A 17784-nucleotide genomic window follows, 5' to 3' on the forward strand; every position below is an offset into this window, starting at 1 on the left:
AGAATTTAGAATTTAGAATTTAGAATTTAGAATTTAGAATTTAGAATTTAGAATTTAGAATTTAGAATTTAGAATTTAGAATTTAGAATTTAGAATTTAGAATTTAGAATTTAGAATTTAGAAAGTTGAAAAAATAATTTGGGAAATAAAAAAGAATCCAGTAGAAAGTCAACACTTGATTATATTCGCATAATTGAACATTAAACGCACAATCCCGAAGCGTCGGGACCGAGAACAGGAGAACAAAGTTCGACGCGGAGTTTTCAAATCGGTTTTCATACCAATGAAAAGCGGAATGAACATAGAATAATTTATAAAAAATAAATATGATTCTAAAGGAAGATAAAAATTCAAAAGAGACACCCACCTCCGCAGGTGCAGTAGCAGTAAAAGTAGATGACCTAACCGTAGCCTATAACTACAAACCCGTACTCTGGGACATCGATTTAGAAATCCCAGAAGGTGTACTTATGGCTATTGTAGGCCCAAACGGCGCGGGAAAATCAACCCTCATAAAATCAATTTTAGGCATTTTAAAACCCATTGCAGGCAGCGTTAGCATCTACGACAAACCTTATGAAAAACAACGAGAGCTAGTTGCGTATGTGCCACAAAAAGGAAGTGTAGATTGGGATTTCCCAACAACCGCTCTAGACGTTGTCATGATGGGAACTTATGGCAGTTTAGGCTGGATAAGGCGTCCAGGACAAAAAGAAAAAAAAGCAGCTTTGGAAGCCTTGGAGAAAGTAGGCATGCTTTCTTTTAAAGGCAGACAAATAAGTCAGTTATCTGGGGGACAACAACAACGTATTTTCCTTGCAAGAGCCTTAGTACAAAACGCATCTATTTACTTTATGGATGAACCTTTTCAAGGGGTAGATGCTACAACCGAAATTGCCATAATCAATATTTTAAAGGAATTAAGAAAAGCAGGAAAAACAGTCATCGTAGTACATCACGATTTACAAACCGTTCCTGAGTATTTCGATTGGGTAACTTTTTTAAACGTAAAAAAAATTGCCACAGGGCCAGTTAAAGATATTTTTAATGATGATAACTTAACTAAGACTTATGGTATTAACTATAAAGTGAGTATTCAGGAGTAAAAAGCCCCCTAACCCCCATGAGGGGGAACTCAAATCCCTCCTGAAAGGTTTCAAAAACCTTGTAGGTATGAAATGAAGAAGTAAAATAAAATGAGATTGTGAAACAAGTTCAAGGCAATAAAAGTATAACAGAGAGAAAAAATAAAAAAGCTAAGCAAAAAGTCAAGTCCTAAATCAATTCGTAGAATTGACCGTCAAGACGCAGAATAGATGAAGAAAAGCTCCGAGAAAAGGAGAACGAATGTTCGACGCGGCGTTTTCAAATCAGTTTTCATTCCGATAAAAATCGGAATGAAAACTTACTCGGCTTGAACTTGATTTCCTGCCGGCAGGCAGGTTTGGTTCGTTTTGCATCTAGGCAAAATGAACATTAAAATAAAAAGCGAAATCAGGAAGAGATTCCTGCCTTCGCAGGAATTATGGATATAACAGAATACTTTTCATTAGTCTTCACAGACTACACCCTAAGAACCATCACCTTGGGCACCGCCATACTAGGCGCAGTTACTGGTATGTTAGGAAGTTTCGCTGTACTCCGAAAACAAAGTTTATTAGGCGATGCCATTTCGCATGCAGCTTTACCCGGAATTGCGATCGCTTTTTTAATTACTGGTGCAAAAGACAGCAATGTCTTATTATTAGGCGCATTGGTTAGCGGACTCATTGGCACATTTTGGATTCGAGGTATCATTAGTAAAACACATTTAAAATCAGATACCGCTTTAGGATTAATTTTGTCGTTGTTTTTTGGTTTTGGGATGTTGCTACTCACTTTCATTCAAAAACAACCCAATGCAAATCAAGCAGGATTAGACAAATATTTATTTGGACAAGCAGCAACTCTTTTAGAAAGCGATGTTTGGATGATGACGATTGTAACAGGCATTTGTTTATTCGTTTTACTGCTCTTTTGGAAGGAATTTAAAATCCTTTTATTTGATGCAGATTACACCAAAACCTTAGGTTTCAACACAAAATTTATAGACATACTAATCACTATCTTCATAGTTCTAGCCATTGTTTTAGGATTACAAACCGTTGGTGTTGTACTTATGAGCGCTATGCTGTTAGCACCCGCAGCTGCTGCACGCCAATGGACAAATAGCTTAGGGGTAATGGTGTTTTTAGCCGCCATTTTCGGTGCATTTTCTGGGGTTTTTGGAACAGCCATAAGTGCGAGTCAAAACAATCTTTCAACAGGGCCAGTCATCGTTATTGTAGCAAGTGTTTTTGTATTGATTTCATTTATATTTTCACCAAGTAGAGGTTTGCTGTTTAAACAAATTCGTTTTATAAAAAACCGTCGCGATTTACAGCTACATAAAACATTATCATTTATGTATCATATCGCAGAAACCCACGATAATATTTCGCATCCGCACACCATAAAAATCTTAAATAATTTTCAAGGTTATACAAAAGGCACACTTCAAAAATTAGTAAGCAAAAACTATGTAGAACTTGATGGCGACATGTGGAGCTTAACCGAAGAAGGTTTTAAAACCGCTTCTAATTTGTACAACCAGCAAAACGAAAACAATGAGTAACGCACAACTAGAAATACAACTTATTGCGAGTTTGGTTGCCATTGCCTGCGCCATTCCCGGAACGTTTTTAGTCCTCAGAAAGATGGCGATGATTAGCGATGCAATTAGTCATTCTATTTTGCCAGGTATTGTTATTGGTTTTTTTATTACTCAAGATTTAAACTCGCCGCTACTTATTTTACTCGCTGCGCTTACAGGAATTATTACCGTTGTTTTGGTAGAGTACATTCAAAAAACTGGTTTGGTAAAGGAAGATACTGCTATTGGCTTAGTCTTTCCTGCGCTTTTTAGTATTGGTGTGATTATGATTGCCAAAAATGCAAATGATGTCCATTTGGATGTTGATGCTGTTTTATTGGGAGAATTAGCTTTTGCCCCTTTTGACAGACTATTAATTTCTGGAGTTGATGTAGGACCAAAATCATTATGGATTATTGGTAGCATCTTGATTATAACAATTGGTTTGCTCATTGCCTTTTTCAAAGAATTAAAGGTAAGCACATTCGATGCTGGTTTAGCAGCATCTTTAGGGTTTTCGCCAGCAATAATTCATTACGGATTGATGACGGTTTCGTCTGTAACTACAGTTGGCGCTTTTGATGCCGTTGGCGCAATTTTAGTAGTCGCCTTAATGATTGCTCCAGCCGCAACCGCATATCTGCTTACCAACAATTTAAAACGCATGCTTATTTACGCCATTTGTTTTGGAGTTTTTAGTGCCATTTCAGGCTATTGGGTAGCGCATTGGCTTGATGCTTCTATTTCTGGGTCTATAACCACAATGTTAGGCCTATTGTTTTTAGTGGTTTACTTATTCTCCCCAAACAAAGGTATTATAGCCGTAATGTATCGTGAAAAACAACAACGTACGGAAGTCTCTTTATTGACCTTTCTACTGCATTTAAAAAACCATACTGAAGAAAGCGAACGCCATGTAAACCACCTCAACGAACATATCAATTGGCAAAAAGTACGCTCTAAAACGGTATTGGATTTAGCTTTAAAAAACAACATGATTCGGTTTGATAAAAACATTGTGTATTTAACTGAAAAAGGGGACGATTTCACATCCCAAGCCATTGATTATATCATTACCAATCAAGATAATAAGATTGAACATATGAAAGATGATTTCTTTTTGTTTAGGGGGTAATTTGTCATTCAGAGCGGAGCGAAGAATCTCTTTTATAAAAAAATTTAAATTGATAATATGAAGACAATTGGCAATCACAATTATTACGTTTACATGCTTCCGAATAAAAACAAAACGGTTTTATATACTGGTGTAACTAATAATCTGAAAGAACGTCTTTATTATCATAAAAATCCACTTCCGTTTTCTAAAGCATTTACTTCAAAATATAATTGTTATTTTTTAGTTTACTACGAGCATTTTTATCAGATTGAAGATGCAATTACAAGAGAGAAACAGATAAAAGGTAAGAGTAGAGCAAAAAAAGATGCTTTAATTTTCGATTTTAATCCTTCATGGACTTTTTTAAATGATGATATTTAAAGATTCTTCAGTCGTTCCTCCTTCTGAATGACAAATACAAGTTATTGTTTAGGGGGTAACTTTGGTATCTTTATTGTGGCTATTATTCCATTCCTCACTATAATCACGTAGTTCAACAAAAAAATAATTTTTTCGGTTTAAAAATCAATGACCAAGTGTGATTTTTTCGTACATTTCTCGACCTAAACACACTTCATGAGACACATTTTAGCCCTAGCCCTTCTACTTTTTATTAGCCTTAAAAGTGAGGCACAAGAAAAAATTCCTTTTATCGATTTAGATGATATTTACGAGCAACTATCAGAAGGAGAAGAACTTTCAGATTACTCTAAAAACATTGAACTCCTAAATAAAATAAGCAAAAATGATTCTTCGTATTGTGATGTTTTGGTTTCTAAATCCTATTACCTTTTAAATTCAGAAAAGTATGAAGAAGCTCTAAAAACCATTGATGAAGGTCTCGGTTTAGATTGTGGCAGTTTAAATTTATCATTCTACATTAATAAAGGGTTAACCTATACCCTTATGGAAGATTACGACAAAGCAGTTGATGTCTATAAAAAAGCCTTGGAAACCTATCCAAAAAATGCTGAATTATGGTTCAACAAAGGCTTGGCATACGAAAAAGCAGAAAACCTAGAAGAAGCTATTAAGGCTTACCAAACTGCAATAACCCTAAAACCCACTTATGCACAACCGCATTTACAACTCGGGAATATTTGCTACAAACAAGAGCGCATGACACAAGCAATGATGTGTTTTAACGTCTATTTAATTTTAATTATTGATGAGGAAAATGACTTTAGAACTCTTCAATCGCTAAACAGCATTGTGTCTGATAAAAATAATAACGAAGCTAATCCAGACTTTGAAATATCTCCAGACGACGAAGCTTTTGATGACATGGATTTAATATTGAGCAATAAAATTGCTCTAAACAAGAAATATAAAACTGGGCATAAAATTGAAATACCACTTACCAAACAAAATCATGCTTTACTAGAACAAATAAAAGATTTTGAAGGAAACGATGGTTTTTGGGATAAAAAATATGTGCCATTATATAAATGGATTGCTGAACATGATCTGTTCGAAAATTTTACCTATACACTTTGCTACCCCATAGAAAATAAAAGGTATGCTAAAATAATTAAGAGCAACGAAAAAAATATTATAGATTTTCTTGGTAAATTCTATGATAAGTGGCGTGCTATTATGAGCAACAATACCATTGAATTTGATGGCAAAACCCAAGAGGTTTCAAATTTTTATTACAACAACTATACCCAAGCCGTTGGAAAAATGAACGGCGAAACTTCAGTAGGTAAATGGTTTATTTATAATGAAGACGGACAATTAGCCTCGGAAGGCACTTATGATGACAATGGCGAACGCGACCAAAAATGGACGTGGTACTACCCTAATGGCGACATTAAAGAAACGGCGTTATACGAAAACACCAAACTTAACGGTGCAAACCATCAGTTATTCAAAAATGGCAAACCAAATATTGTTACCAACTTCAAAGATGGAAAATTGGACGGCGAATACCTGCTCTATAACGACAAAGGCGCATTAATTGAAAAGAAATATTTTAAGGAAGGTAAATTGGATGGGCTATACAAGTCCTATTTCAAAGTGGGAGAATCGCTTCTGGAATGGCATGTCCCTTATAAAAACGGCGACGTTGCATCTATAGCCACCGAGTATTACGCCAATGGTGATGTATATGCTGATATTCCGTTTGAGAACGGCAAGAGACACGGGGTTGAAAAGAAATATTATTTCAACAAAAAAACATCTTCTGAAATTACATATGCGAATGGCCAATTAAACGGTGCCTATAAAACATATCATTCCAACGGAACGCTTTGGAAAGAAGGGATCAGTAAAGACGATTTTTACAACGGGCCATTTAAAACCTATTACAGAGACGGCACTTTAGAGAGCGATCAAACCTATATTGAAGGTAATCATGATGGAGACTATAAGCATTTCGACAGGGATGGAAAACCTCATTATGATTTTGAATATAGAAAAGGAGTAGTGCTCGCTTACAAATATTATGATAAAGAAGGTAACGTTATAAAGGAAGCTAGAAAAAAAGGAGGTAAATTTCAGTTTACTGGGTATTCTGCTCAAGGTGTAAAATTCTCGGAAGGTTTATATGATATTAAAGGTGGAAAAGAAGGGGTTTGGAAATTCTATTCTGATAATGGCGTATTGACAGCTAAAGGAAAATATTCTGACAACAAGGTTTTTGGAGCATATACCGATTATTATAATAACGGTGAAATTGAATCTATATCGCAATATGAAAACGATTCTCTTACTGGATATTACGTAGGCTACCACAAAAACGGTCAATTAAAACAACAGGGATGGTATAAAAAGAATGCTGCTCACGGCGAATGGCGTACCTACTACATCAACGGCACACTAAAGGAAATAAACTTTTACCATAATGGAGATTTGAACGGTACACAAGAATTATTTGCTGCCGATGGAAGACCCGAGCGCACCTATACCTACAAATTAGGAGAACTTGATTCTGAAGTTTATTTTGATCAAGATGGTAATACGCTTGGAAACATAAACTACCGTCCTAAAGAAAACGACTTCACCTTAACCTATAAATTAAGCAATGGAAAAACAGATTTTAAGTTAGATTATGTTAACGGCGTAAAACATGGCACCTACATAAGCTACGATTTTTATGGAAACACCTTGGTTGAAGGCACTTATAAAAATGGCGAAATGAATGGCGAGTGGATCTGGTATTTCCCCAATGGAAATAAAAGTATTGTAAAAAACTATCGCAATGGCACTTTACATGGCGACTATTTAGAGTATTACGAAAATGGGCAATTAGATGAAAAAGACGTTTATGTATTCGGAAAAATTGAAGGCACATCAACTTCGTTTCATGAAAATGGTGTACAATCGCATGCAACCGATTTTGAATACGGACAACTTCATGGTAAAAAATTATTTTATGATAACTCAGGAAAACTTCAATTGATAAGATTTTACAATTATGGCAGACTAATTGGATACAGTTATTTAGACACCAATTCTAAAGAGTTACCAATGATACCGTTGGAGAATGAAACTGGAAAAATAAAAGCTTTTTTCGATAACGGGAAAGTATCTCGGGATTTTGAATATAAAAATGGTGATTTATCAGGCAATTACAAAGAGTATTATTATTCTGGTCAGTTAGAAAGCGACATCACTTATAAATCGGGAAAATTTGATGGGACTGTAACCACCTATTATGCAAATGGTAACAAAAAGGGTGTCTATAATTATCAATACGGCGTACTTCAAGGTTTAGGAACAAAATATCATGAAAATGGTAACTTAAAAGAAGAAATAAACTATGTTAACGATTATAAAAATGGGGCTAGAAAATATTATAATACCAACGGAAAATTAATAAAAGAAGAACAGTATTTTAATGGTGATATTTACAAATCTAAAACCTTCTAAGTATGCGAATAATATTTTTTATCATCATTTTTTTGAGCCTTAATTGTTTGGGGCAAGAGTCGGAAGAGTTTCAACGCTACAAGGATTTGTACCCCAATTCCAATGCAGTCACTTTAAATAAGGAAATTATAATTACAATTGAATTGGATTCTGAAACTATTAATATTACCCAAGAACATTTAGAAGAAGATTTATATTTAGATGAAGGCGCAAGCAGAAACTCGAAGCGTTCATTACATTTTTCATCATTTTTTGAATTGGAAGATGTTGAAGCCTCTACTTTTTCCTTTTCAGACGGAAAGTACCGTGAAATAGAAGTAAAAGAATTTAAGGAAAAAGATGAATTAGATCAATCGTTTTATGACGATTCTAAATCTTTAAATTTTATTTACCCGAATCTTAAAAAAGGCTCTAAATCGCGTTTAAAATATTCCGAAAATGTTAAGAACCCTCGTTTTTTAAGTCCGTTTTATTTCGGCGATTTTTCCCCTATCATCAACAATAAAGTCACTATTGTTGCCCATAAGGACATCAATTTAAAATTCAAGGAATTTCATACTGAAGATTTGGGAATTCAGTTCAGTAAACAAGAAAAAAGGAACACCATTACTTACACTTGGGAACTTAAAAACATGGATAAGTTTAAGTACGAATCTAATTCTCCTACGTATAAAAAAATATTTCCGCACATTGTGCCCATCATCACATCTTATAAAACTAAAAACAATACTGTAGCACTAGCCAACGAGGTTTCAGATTTGTATAATTGGTACTATTCATTAGTGAAAGATATCAATAAAGACGTCCCAAACGAAGATCTTGTAAAAGTGGTTCATGAATTAACTGCTGACAAATCCAACGATTTTGAAAAGGTAAAAGCCATTTATTATTGGACACAAAAAAACATAAAATACATTGCTTTTGAGTATGCTTTGGGAGGTTTTATACCCAGACAAGCCAATGACATTTTTCAAAAAAAATATGGGGATTGTAAAGATAATTCCAGCATACTGTATCAAATGCTGGACATTGCTGGAATACAAGGTAATTTAACATGGATTGGCACACGAAAAATTCCGTATAGTTATGACGAAGTACCTACGCCAATAGTAGATAACCATATGATTTTATCTTACACAGAAGGTGATGACACCTATTTTTTAGATGCAACCGGACGATTTGTTCCCATTGATTATCCTACCCCATTTATTCAAGGAAAAGAAGCACTTATTTCGCAAGGCGAATCTGGTTTCATTATTAAAAAAGTCCCCGTTGTTCCAGCCGAAAAAAACGCTGTAATAGATGTTACGACGATTGACCTAGTCGGTGAAAATTTAGTCGGCACATCTAAAGTTGAAATCTCGGGCTATAGAAAACTAGACTGCTACAATGCTTTGGAATATATGAATACGGATGACAAATTGAAAACCTTCTTCATCAGGCAATTTCAAAAGGGAAATAACAAATTCATCGTTGAGGATTTTACCGAAACCAATAAATATGATTACGATAAGAATTATATAGTAGATTACAACTTCAACATTAATGGTTATGCTCAAAAATTAGGAAATGAGCTTTATATCAATCTTAATTTGAACAAAGAATTAAGTCCGTACAAAATGGATGAAGACCGAAAAAACGAGTTGGAATACGATTACAAAAACTATTTTAGTTACACCTCGATACTTAATATTCCAGAAGGTTATACGGTTGACTATATTCCAGAAAACGCAAGTGTTTCAAACGAATTTTTAAAGAGCAATATTAGCTATACATCCAAAGAAAACAGCATCACATACAAGCATGATGTTACCTTTAATTTCATAACGTTAAACTTAGAACAACAAAAAGAAATTAGTGGTCTTCTAAAAACCATTGAAAAAGCATACAAAGAAGTTATCGTACTCAAAAAATCATAATTTAAGCACCATGAAAAAAATAAACCTACTCCTTGCAATTCTGTTTTTAACGCAGTTTGCCGTATCTCAATCCGAACTTTTCTTTGAAGATTACACTTGGGAAGAAACGCCAAATTTCACTATTGAAGCAGAAGCCGATGACCACATGATAGCATTAAAGGACAAAACTGCTACCGAATTTTATTTTGAAGGCGACGGCTTGGTGGAATATTTTTTAGAGCACAAGGTGTTATGGTTAAACTCCGATGAAAAAATAGAAGCTTACAACAAAGTGTATTTGCCTTATAATTCATCTTCAGAATTAAAAATAAATAAGGCGCGAGTGATTACCAAAGACGGCGAAATTATTGAATTGGATGACAGCAAAATATTAACCGCTACCGACGATGAAACAGGGAGAAACTATAAATACTTCGCTTTTGAAGGTGTTACAAAAGGGAGTTTTATAGAATATTATTATGTGGTAAAACGCTATCCGAAATACAGTGGCAACAGTATTACATTTCAATCGAGTTTTGATAAAAAAAGTGTGGAGTTTGATCTCTACGCACCTAAAAACCTGATTTTTGAATTTAAAACTTATAACAAAATTCCAGAAGTAGAATTAGATACCGTTCTAAAAGAAAAGAAACATTGGCACTTAAAACTTCAGGATTTAAAAGGGCTTCAAAATGAAGAAGTATCAGCTTACAATGCATCAAAAAGCATGGTGGTCTATAAATTAGACCGCAACATCTTTAGCAATGTAAAAGACATATCCTCTTATAGTAAAGTGTCCCAAAACATCTATAATTTTTACTATCCTGAAATTAGTGATAGAACAAAAAAACAGCTCAAAAAATTCATTGCCGAGGCAACTGGTAAAAAAGAACTGGAAGGAGAAGCACTAATTAGAAAGCTGGAATTTTATATCAAAAGCAATATTTTTATAACCGCAGGAAGTGATGAAAAGCTAAAAGATTTAAGTGAAGTTATCACTAAAAAAGTAGCAAGTGAATCAGGTGTTTTAAAACTATATACCACACTTTTCAAATATCTTGATATCAAGCATGAGATTGTAATTACCAGCGATAGACAAGAACTAAAATTCGACAAGGATTTTGAGGCCAATAATTTTTTAACAGATTTTTTAATTTACTTCAACACATACAAAACCTATTTTTCTCCATCGGATTTGCAATCACGCTATGGCTTCCCTCCTGCCTTTTTAACCGATAATTACGGTTTGTTTATCAAAGAAGTGAAAGTTGGTGACTTTACTTCTGGTTTGGGCAAAGTAAAATACATTAAACCTATTCCTGCGGAAAAAACCGTGGATAAAATGATACTGGATATTTCTTTTGAAGCAGACAATATTGCCAATTGCAAGGTAAAATTAGATAGGTCTATGGCAGGTTATTACGGTATGTACTTTCACCCTGTAATGCATTTGATAAAACAAGAAAACAAAGACGAACTAGTTGAAGGGTTTGCCAAACGTATTAATGAAAATGTAACCATAAACAGTAAAGAAATCCAAAATGAAGACCCTGAATTGTTTGGGGTGAAACCTATCCATTTTATTTTAGATTTTGAATCGGAAGCGTTTACCGAAAAAGCGGGACGGAAATATTTGTTTAAAATAGGCGAACTTATCGGGAGACAAATGGAACTATACCAAGAAAAAGAGCGTGTATTACCAGTTGAAAATGAGTTTACAAGAAGCTATTTCAGAACTATAAATCTTAGCATCCCTGAAGGTTATAAAATCGCAAATCTTGATGATATCAACATTCATAATTCATTTTCGGAAGACGACAAGGAGATACTAATTTTTAATTCCTACTATAAACTAAATGGCAACCAATTAGAAATTACGGCAGACGAGCACTACCGCAAAAATAAGATTGACGTTGCCAATTACGAAGATTATAGAACAGTAATTAATAGTGCAGCAGATTTTAATAAAATAGTTTTGATTTTTGAACCTATTTAGAATTGGATATTTAATTCATGGCTAAACATAACGAACTAGGTGAAAAAGGCGAACAACTTGCAGTAGATTTTCTTCTGAAAAACAACTATGAGATTGTGGAACGAAATTATCGATTTGAAAAAGCCGAAGTTGATATTATTGCCAAAAAAGGAGATTTTTTGGCCATAGTTGAAGTAAAAACCCGTTCCACCACAGATTTTGGAGATCCACAAGATTTTGTGAAACCAAAGCAAATTCAGCGTTTGGTAAAAGCGGTTGATGAATATGTAGTTGTTAATGATTTAGATGTCGAAGTGCGCTTTGATATTATTGCCATTGTAAAAGAAAAAAAGGGCTTTAATATAGAACATTTAGAGAATGCTTTTTATCATTTTTAATTCCTGTGAAGGCAGGAATCTATTTTTTAAACCATTTAAAAGTTTGTGGATTCCTGCCTTCGCAGGAATGACAGAACTCCTTTAGAAATCATTCTAAATCAAAAAAAACTTTCAACTCTTCAAAATCAATAGGTTTAGCCACTATCTTTTTATCTTTATCTAAAATAAAATAGGTTGGTGTTGCGGTAACACCATAACTATCTCCAATTTCGTTATCCCATTTACCTTTACCGTAAACGTGCAGGAAATCAGGAAAATCGTAGGTTAAATTTTTCCATTTATAAGGTTCGTCTTCTAAACCAATGGCTATAACTTTAAGCTTTCCTTTTTCTAAGGTTTTTTCAAACTTATGTAATTCTGGTATTTCCTCTAAACAATGCGAACATGTACTACTCCAAAAGGCAATGATGTAATTTTGGGCAACATTTAGCTCACTTAATTTTTTGGTACTAGTTTTTTCTTTATTTGTGACTTCAAAAGAAAAATCTGGTGCTACACTTCCAATTGAGGTGTTTTGATATAATATCAAAGTTGCCAATAATTGCTGGTCGTTTAAGGCAACCGCCAAATCCATCAAATAATTTTCAGCTATAAAATTAGCAACAGGTTCTAGTTTTAAATCTACCATTTGCTCCCATAAATCTGTATATAAAGATTTTTTAATTGTTTGAGGTGCATCTTTCATGGCTTTATTAAAAATTGCGATGTTGTTTTTATAGGTCTCAATTTCATTTCCGTTTTTGGATGACATTCCGAAAACACAATTCAACATACGTTCCGTAAGAAACTTAGAGCGTTGCAATACTTCATTTTTAAAATCTACGTGGTCAAAATAATGTTTTTCAAGAAGGTTTACATAGGTTTTGGCATCCACAACCTTTTTAGGAATAAACGGTCTGTTCGCTTTTATAAAATGAGAAGCAATAGTGCCTTTTGAAGCATCTTCAAATCCTTTTTGGGTTTCGCGTTGGGTTTTAAAAATCGCTGCTAAGGCTAGCGTATCTTTGTCTTTATTTTCATCTCTAAAATAATTGCCAATAGTACTCGTAATCATGAGCATACTATTGGTGTAGGACGCCAATAATTTATTTTCTCTAGACGCTAAGAATTCAACACCAGTTTCAGAATTAAATGTTAGTTCCACATCCTCTTTCGCATTATAAATAACATCGAAATTATATTCTTCTTGCGGTACTGCATAGGTTATGCGATACATGCCTTTGGTAACGGTAGTATCTAATTTGAACTCAAACCTTCCATCCGCTTCAATTTTTGTATTGGTAATGTAACTGGAAAGTGTTGGTTCAACTTTATATAATAACGCAATTTCGAATTCTCCAGCAGGAGAAAACGTGCCTTTTATGCTATGTTGCGCAACCAATAGTGTCGGCAAAAAAAGTGCTAAAAAAAGTAACTGTTTCAATGTGATATTCTTTTTATTTTATTAAAACAACAATTAAGCCACAATAGGTTGTAAGGCTTCCAATGCTTGTTTTACTGATTTTATGTTATCAAATGTGAGCAATAAACGCAAACCTGCCCTGGTTTGTTTTTCCTTCATCTTACACACATTTGGATGTGTTTGTACAAACTGCAATACTTTGGTAAAACTACCACTTTGGTAGAAACTACTTTGCTGATCGGTAATAAAATAACCTATCAGTTTATTTTGTTTCAAAATGATTTTTTCGAATCCAATTTTGGTAGCCAACCACTTAATTTGGACACTATTTAATAAATCGGTCACTTGTTTTGGCAATTCTCCAAAGCGGTCAATTAACTGCACTTTAAATTGCTCTAATTCTTCTTCAGTTTTTAAATTATTCAGTTGGGTGTACAAATTTAAGCGTTCAGCAATATTATTCACGTAATCGTCTGGAAATAAGAGTTCAAAACTTGTGTCGATGGTGACATCTTTTACATAGACTTTGGTTGCTTCATCTTCATCGTAAAGCTCCTTAAACTCATTTTCCTTGAGTTCTTCAATAGCTTCATTCAATATTTTTTGATAGGTGTCAAAACCTATTTCATTGATAAAACCACTTTGCTCTCCGCCCAATAAATCGCCTGCACCACGGATTTCCAAATCTTTCATGGCGATGTTGAAACCGCTCCCCAATTCTGTGAATTGCTCTAAGGCCGTGATACGTTTTCGAGCATCATCTGTCATTGCGGAATACTCTGGTGTGATAAAATAACAGAATGCTTTTTTATTGCTTCTTCCTACACGACCGCGCATTTGGTGCAAATCACTTAATCCAAAATTATTGGCGTTATTTATAAAAATAGTGTTGGCATTTGGCACGTCCAAGCCACTCTCTACAATGGTTGTACTTACCAAAACATCAAAAGCACCATCCATAAATTGTAGCATAAGCTGCTCTAATTTTTTACCTTCCATTTGTCCGTGACCAATACCAATTTTAGCATCGGGGACTAAACGCTGTAACATCCCTGCAACCTCTTTAATATTTTCAATACGATTATGAATGAAGAAAATTTGCCCGCCACGTTGAATTTCATAACTCACGGCATCACGAATAATTTCTTCACTAAAACGAATGACATGACTTTCAATAGGATATCTGTTTGGAGGTGGTGTGGTAATTACCGATAAATCGCGAGCCGCCATTAAGCTAAACTGCAATGTTCTTGGAATAGGTGTTGCTGTTAAGGTTAACACATCTACATTATCTTTTAAAGTCTTTAATTTCTCCTTTACGGCTACGCCGAATTTTTGCTCTTCATCTACAATAAGTAAGCCTAAATCTTTAAATTTTACGTTTTTATTGACGAGTTGATGTGTGCCGATTATGATGTCAACCTTTCCTTGCTCTAAACCCTCTAAAGTTTCTCGTTTCTCTTTGGCGGTTCTAAAACGGTTTACGTAATCTACCGTAACAGGAAAGTCTTTCAACCGCTCTCTAAATGTTCTGGAATGTTGGTACGCTAAAATAGTTGTTGGTACCAATACTGCAACTTGTTTTCCGTTATCAACCGCTTTAAAAGCTGCACGAATAGCCACTTCTGTTTTCCCGAATCCTACATCGCCACATATCAATCTGTCCATAGGGCGTTCGCTTTCCATGTCCATTTTTATGTCAGCTGTTGCAGTGCTCTGATCTGGGGTGTCTTCGTAAATAAATGAGGCTTCCAACTCGTGTTGCATATAGCTATCAGGATTGTACTGATAGCCTTTTTCGGTTTTACGTTTTGCGTAAAGTTTAATTAAATTGAACGCAATATGCTTTACACGAGCCTTGGTCTTTTGTTTAAGGGTCTTCCACGCTTTACTCCCTAGTTTATAAATTTTAGGAGGTTTGCCATCTTTACCGTTAAACTTGGTTATTTTATGTAGCGAATGAATGCTTAAATACAGTACATCGCGCTCGCCATAAATCAGTTTTATCGCTTCTTGTTTTCTGCCCTCCACATCTATTTTTTGAAGTCCGCCAAAACGCCCAATACCATGATCGATGTGTGTGACGTAATCACCAATATCTAAGTTAGTCAGCTCCTTTAAAGTAATGGCTTGCTTTTTAGCATACCCATTTTTAAGATGAAATTTATGATAGCGTTCAAAAATTTGATGATCGGTGTAACAGACTATTTTAGTATCATGGTCGATAAAACCTTGATGCAGCGATAAAATAATGGTTTGATATTCTTTGACGTCGAGGTTTGAATCGTCGAAAATATCATGGAAACGTTTCGCTTGTTGTTCACTTACGCAGGCGATATAATTTTTATAACCGCTTTCGTGATTGGTATTTAAATTTTCAATTAAGAGATTGAATTGTTTGTTGAAAGCGGGTTGTGGTGTAGTGTTGAATTCTATTTCGTCTTTAGGAGGAGTTTGCGACGAAGTAATCTCATCCAAAGAAACAGATTGCTTCGTTTCTCTCGCAATGACGTTATTACTGAAAATAGTAGAACTTCCAAATTCAATAATTGAAAAATCGAGCAGTTGTTTTTTTAATACTGTGGAATCACAAAATAACTCGTGGGGTTCGGCATGTTTGATGTCATTAGATAGTGCTTTAAAAGCGTCTTCGGCTTTACTGTAGAAATCATCAATTCTGGAAAATAGCAAATCGGCATTTTTAATACATACAACTGTTTTTTGAGCGATGTATTTTAAAAAACTTTGTCGGCTTTCTTCCAGCAATTTATTCGCTACGTTAGGAATAATGTTGATTTTTTTTATCTGCTCTATCGATAGCTGCGTTTCTACATCAAAGGTCCTGATGCTATCTACCTCATCTCCAAAAAATTCTATTCTATAAGGCTCATCATGCGAAAATGAAAACACATCTACAATACCTCCACGAACGGAAAACTCGCCAGGTTCGGTAACAAAATCCACGCGCTTAAATTTGTACTCAAAAAGAATTTCGTTTACAAAATCTATGGATAAATTATCGTTTACACCAACTTTAAGTGTGTGGCGTTCTAACTCTTTTCGTGTGACTACCTGCTCAAATAAAGCATCGGGATAGGTTACAATTATTGCGGGTTTTTTTTGTGAATTTATACGGTTTAATACCTCAGCACGTAATAATACGTTGGCGTTATCGGTTTCTTCTATGTCGTAGGGTCTGCGGTAACTTCCTGGGTAGAACAATACATCTTTTTCACGACATAATTGTTCTAAATCGTTTAGGTAATGTGCCGCTTCCTCCTTATCATCAAAAACCAACAAAAAGGGCTTTTGTGCTTCCTTAAAAATACTGGAAATCACAAAGGAAAACGAGGCACCTACTAGTCCTTTTAAATGTGTTCTACTTTGGGGTTGGGCAATAGCAGCTTGCAGATTTTGCGTTTGCAAAGCCTGTAAATAAGTTTGCGAGAGGGACGATTTACTCACGTAATTTTGTTTTACGAGTGCAAATATACGGTTTAGGTTTATTCTAAAAATGATTTAGTGTAAATTAGCTTATGATTGCTAATTATATAAGTACAGTTTGATATTTGAAAACAATTAAAAAAATACTAAAGTGGATATTATACCTGTTAGCACTTCCTGTGCTATATACTATTATCTCTTTTTTACTAACTGCTATAACAATAAATAAGCCTGATACTGAATCAGAACATCATAGCAAAATTTATTTAAGCACAAACGGCGTTCATTTAAATATTGTTATTCAAAAAAAAGATATTGATACCGCACTTCTAAAAAGCTTATTAATATTAGAAAACGAAAAATATATTTCTTTTGGTTGGGGTGATGAAAATTTCTATATAAATACGCCTACATGGGGTGATTTAACATTCAAAAATGCCTTTTCCGCTATGTTTCTGAAGAGTTCTGCTTTAATACATTTGACTAGGTATTCATCAATTGAAAGTTCATGGGTTGAGGTTCCAATTGATGAATCGGAATTAAAAGATTTAAACAACTATATTTTAGATTCCTTTGTATTGGACGAAAACGGTAGTAAAATTATATTGCCTAACGTTGCTTATACATTGAACGATAATTTTTATAAAGCAAAAGGTAGTTATTCTTGTTTTAATACTTGCAATTCTTGGGTAAATAGAGGGTTTAAAACTTCTGGTCTAAAAGCTTGTTTATGGACCCCATTTGATTTTGGACTTATTGGTAAATATGAGTAAGAAACCTTTATTAAGACGCATTCTTCAAGATGTATTGTTGTTTGAAATTAAAATATTACTGAAAATTCTGAAAATAAAGGCTTCACTAGTTTGAGATTGCAGTGGCATCCTTTTAAAACTTATATGCAATAAATTTAGTAAGAACTACAAATAAACAGATAGCCGCGTCGAACACTCTACCATTGACGCTTTAAAAAAGATAGAAATCACTCGAAATGACATCCAGTTTATTT

The 17784-nt window shown here is 34.3% G+C and carries 11 protein-coding genes; 9 read left to right on the plus strand and 2 right to left on the minus strand.

Annotation, left to right across the window (positions count from 1 at the left end; all coding sequences use genetic code 11):
• Positions 1-326: 326 nt before the first annotated feature.
• From ABXQ82_RS00005 to ABXQ82_RS00040, 8 genes are all read left to right on the plus strand, one after another.
• A complete protein-coding gene (locus ABXQ82_RS00005) occupies positions 327-1106 on the plus strand; it encodes a metal ABC transporter ATP-binding protein (protein ID WP_367053244.1) in 780 nt (259 codons plus the stop codon).
• A 419-nt stretch (positions 1107-1525) separates the two neighbouring features.
• Positions 1526-2653, plus strand: coding sequence for a metal ABC transporter permease (locus ABXQ82_RS00010; RefSeq protein WP_367053246.1), 1128 nt, complete (start codon positions 1526-1528; stop codon positions 2651-2653).
• Entirely contained in the window at positions 2646-3806 is a 1161-nt protein-coding gene (locus ABXQ82_RS00015) for a metal ABC transporter permease (protein WP_367053248.1), read from the plus strand. Before ABXQ82_RS00010 ends, ABXQ82_RS00015 begins: the two co-directional genes overlap by 8 nt.
• A 57-nt stretch (positions 3807-3863) precedes the next feature.
• Positions 3864-4169 (plus strand): GIY-YIG nuclease family protein, encoded by a 306-nt coding sequence (locus tag ABXQ82_RS00020; protein WP_367053250.1) that lies wholly within the window; start codon positions 3864-3866, stop codon positions 4167-4169.
• A gap of 195 nt (positions 4170-4364) precedes the next feature.
• Positions 4365-7661, plus strand: a complete 3297-nt coding sequence (locus tag ABXQ82_RS00025) for a tetratricopeptide repeat protein (protein ID WP_367053252.1) — start codon at positions 4365-4367, stop codon at positions 7659-7661.
• 2 nt (positions 7662-7663) lie between these two features.
• Positions 7664-9580: a DUF3857 domain-containing protein gene (locus tag ABXQ82_RS00030; protein WP_367053254.1), complete on the plus strand. Its 1917-nt coding sequence runs from the start codon at positions 7664-7666 to the stop codon at positions 9578-9580.
• 10 nt (positions 9581-9590) lie between these two features.
• Positions 9591-11555, plus strand: coding sequence for a DUF3857 domain-containing protein (locus ABXQ82_RS00035; protein ID WP_367053256.1), 1965 nt, complete (start codon positions 9591-9593; stop codon positions 11553-11555).
• 17 nt (positions 11556-11572) lie between these two features.
• On the plus strand, positions 11573-11932 hold the full coding sequence (locus ABXQ82_RS00040) for a YraN family protein (protein ID WP_367053258.1): 360 nt from the start codon (positions 11573-11575) through the stop codon (positions 11930-11932).
• A gap of 88 nt (positions 11933-12020) precedes the next feature.
• Here ABXQ82_RS00040 and ABXQ82_RS00045 read toward each other — a convergent pair whose 3' ends face one another.
• Positions 12021-13355 carry a TlpA disulfide reductase family protein gene (locus ABXQ82_RS00045; RefSeq protein WP_367053260.1) on the minus strand — a complete coding sequence of 445 codons (1335 nt, stop codon included), beginning with the start codon at positions 13353-13355 and terminating at the stop codon, positions 12021-12023.
• Between the two features lie 33 nt (positions 13356-13388).
• Entirely contained in the window at positions 13389-16799 is a 3411-nt protein-coding gene (mfd, locus tag ABXQ82_RS00050) for a transcription-repair coupling factor (protein WP_367053262.1), read from the minus strand.
• Between the two features lie 104 nt (positions 16800-16903).
• Here mfd and ABXQ82_RS00055 point away from each other — a divergent pair, with 104 nt between their 5' ends.
• A complete protein-coding gene (locus tag ABXQ82_RS00055; RefSeq protein WP_367053264.1) occupies positions 16904-17551 on the plus strand; it encodes a DUF2459 domain-containing protein in 648 nt (215 codons plus the stop codon).
• Positions 17552-17784: the final 233 nt, after the last annotated feature.

This window comes from Algibacter sp. 2305UL17-15, assembly GCF_040720935.1.
Lineage (GTDB): Bacteria > Bacteroidota > Bacteroidia > Flavobacteriales > Flavobacteriaceae > Jejuia.